Source organism: Moorena sp. SIO4E2 (assembly GCF_010671945.1).
Lineage (GTDB): Bacteria > Cyanobacteriota > Cyanobacteriia > Cyanobacteriales > Coleofasciculaceae > Moorena > Moorena producens.
This window is the reverse complement of the sequence record NZ_JAAHIE010000950.1, coordinates 1-2,128: the sequence shown is the minus strand read 5'-3', so window position 1 is coordinate 2,128 and position 2,128 is coordinate 1. Positions and strand designations below refer to the sequence as shown.

Genomic DNA, 2,128 nt, shown 5'->3' with positions numbered 1-2,128 from the left:
CCAAACCCACGAATTAGGATAATTGGTAAAGGAGTACGGGTAGGTACAGACATTGTCATCTCCTATAACATCTGATCTGTTAATTCATCGATCTTAGCTGCTGATTTATCTATAGACCATCAGTGTTTTTCGTCAATTAAAAATTGATAATTGAAAATTACCTCAGTTCGACATAACCAACTATCCTCCGAGTCAGGAGCTTCGAGTCAGGAGCTTCGAGTCATAATAATTTATTTTCCAGGAATTTTTACGATAAATTGGTTTATGTATCCACTGCTTAGCCTTTCACTCAACAGGTAGGACAAAGTCAATCATTTCCTGATGGACATTAAAATAGAGTAAAAAATTTTTATCATAAACTACTTGTGATAATATTTGTGATTACATTAGCATCGGTCAAGAATAAATTTTTACACTAGCTGTTCTAGCTATGAAACAACTGAAAAAAATCTTGATTGTGCTCTATATACTTTGCCTGTCTGTGTTTTATGGTGATTATGCTTATGCCCACGCTCGCCATCCCAGTCAAGACGCATATAGCGCTACCCGCAAGGCAAGAGGAATCCCCCCTAACCACCCTTAGTAAGCAGGGCGGGCATGCATGCTAAAGTTGACTACAAAAACTTAGGTGCGCTTTCCGTATTAAGAATTAAATTCGCCACGAGTCGCACCTGATGTTGTTTGCGGCAGGCCATGGCTGGGTCAGGGTCGTAATTAGAGGTGAAACGGACTCGATGCATAAGTTTACTGCCATTGGCTTTGGCAGATTTTCGGTCAATCAACCAGCCCAAAACCACTCGCGCTTTACATCAAGAGACTGAATAATATCCAATTTAAATGGCGAACAGCTTATGATAATGCCGTAGATGATAGAATTAAATAAATTAAAATGAGGATGCAAAACATCCAAAATGGCAAAAGACGTTTTCCATCAACAGGTTAAAAATGCTTTGATCAAAGACGGATGGAATATCACTCACGATCCTTTCACGATTCGGATTGGCGAGGCAGTGAAATTACAAATTGATTTAGCGGCAGAAATTGCAATCGCAGCTCAACGAGATTCCGAATAGGTGCGCTTTCCAATGGGCGAGTAAATCGCCCTTGGGTCGCACCTCAAGAATTGCTGTAGAAATTAAAAGCTTTATTGGCGACTCAGATATCAGCACATTTCATACGGCCTTAGGGCAATATCTTAACTATTGTCAGGCTCTTGAAGAACTTGAACCAGAGCGAATTGTTTATTTGGCTATTCCTTGTGAAACTTATCAAGATTTTTTTCAGCTTTCTTTCATCCAACGCGCTCTGAGACGTTACCAAGTCAAGTTGATGATTTACGATCCGAAATTGGAGGAGATTAAGCAATGGATAAAATAGATCAATATCGGCAATTTATCAAGAATATTTTAACTGAACACTCCCAACTAGCAACCCTTACTGATAGGGATACGGTCAAAGCCGAGCTAATATTTGATAGGGAACACGACCATTATCAATTGGCTTATGTGGGTTGGCAAGGAGATAAGCGGGTATTTGGTCCTGTGATGCACTTTGATATTATTGATGGCAAAATCTGGATTCAATATAACGGGACTGAAGACTCGGTTGCTGAGAGGTTGGTGGAAATGGGTGTGCCCACTTCTGATATCGTTTTAGGTTTTCATTCCCCTTTTAAGCGCCAATTTACCCATTATGCAGTTGGTTAAAACTTTGATGCCCTATATACCGGTTTGCGACTTTATTATATCCAAGGGCTGCTCGTGGTTGACTGACAAAAGTTTACAGAGAGCGATCGCCTGATTGACATACGAAACTCCTACTGAAACTGAAAATCTGGCAACATTAGTCAAAAATAACTCTGCTGTGATGTATACAAAGAGCTGGCCCTTACCGCTCTGTGTATCACCTTGGAACAGTCTTGTGCCAGCAGCTAAAATTGAAAATAGGAAGTTTAGACTCACCCATAACTGCCTGTACCAGTGCCACCAAAGGGAATTTCGGCCATCAGCGACTTCATCAAGACAATGGGAAAAAATGTATAGCGGTTTATAGCCTAATCAGGTACAGAGGATTTTTTATCTCTTGCCTCTTGCCTCTTGCCTCTTCTTTGTTCCGGTGATCCGCTGTT

General features: G+C 40.6%; 3 protein-coding genes and 1 pseudogene. 3 read left to right on the top strand and 1 reads right to left on the bottom strand.

Going from position 1 to position 2,128, the window contains the following annotated elements:
* Positions 1-430 precede the first annotated feature (430 nt).
* Positions 431-583 carry a hypothetical protein gene (locus F6K37_RS39325; protein WP_287256666.1) on the top strand — a complete coding sequence of 51 codons (153 nt, stop codon included), beginning with the start codon at positions 431-433 and terminating at the stop codon, positions 581-583.
* A 31-nt stretch (positions 584-614) separates the two neighbouring features.
* On the opposite strand, the gene F6K37_RS39320 is transcribed toward F6K37_RS39325, so the two are convergent.
* Positions 615-782 carry a hypothetical protein gene (locus F6K37_RS39320; RefSeq protein WP_287256664.1) on the bottom strand — a complete coding sequence of 56 codons (168 nt, stop codon included), beginning with the start codon at positions 780-782 and terminating at the stop codon, positions 615-617.
* Positions 783-911: 129 nt separating this feature from the next.
* Between F6K37_RS39320 and F6K37_RS39315 the strand changes: the two are divergent.
* Both F6K37_RS39315 and F6K37_RS39310 read left to right on the top strand, forming a co-directional pair.
* Positions 912-1,377, top strand: a pseudogene (locus F6K37_RS39315) (XisH family protein).
* Positions 1,365-1,706: a XisI protein gene (locus tag F6K37_RS39310; protein ID WP_287256662.1), complete on the top strand. Its 342-nt coding sequence runs from the start codon at positions 1,365-1,367 to the stop codon at positions 1,704-1,706. The pseudogene F6K37_RS39315 and the gene F6K37_RS39310 overlap by 13 nt, the downstream one beginning before the upstream one ends.
* The last annotated feature ends 422 nt before the right edge of the window (positions 1,707-2,128 follow it).

Excerpts from the sequence above, each read along its gene's own strand:
- F6K37_RS39325 (WP_287256666.1), top strand. The coding sequence starts at position 431 with ATGAAACAACTGAAAAAAATCTTGATTGTGCTCTATATACTTTGCCTG.
- F6K37_RS39310 (WP_287256662.1), top strand. The coding sequence starts at position 1,365 with ATGGATAAAATAGATCAATATCGGCAATTTATCAAGAATATTTTAACT.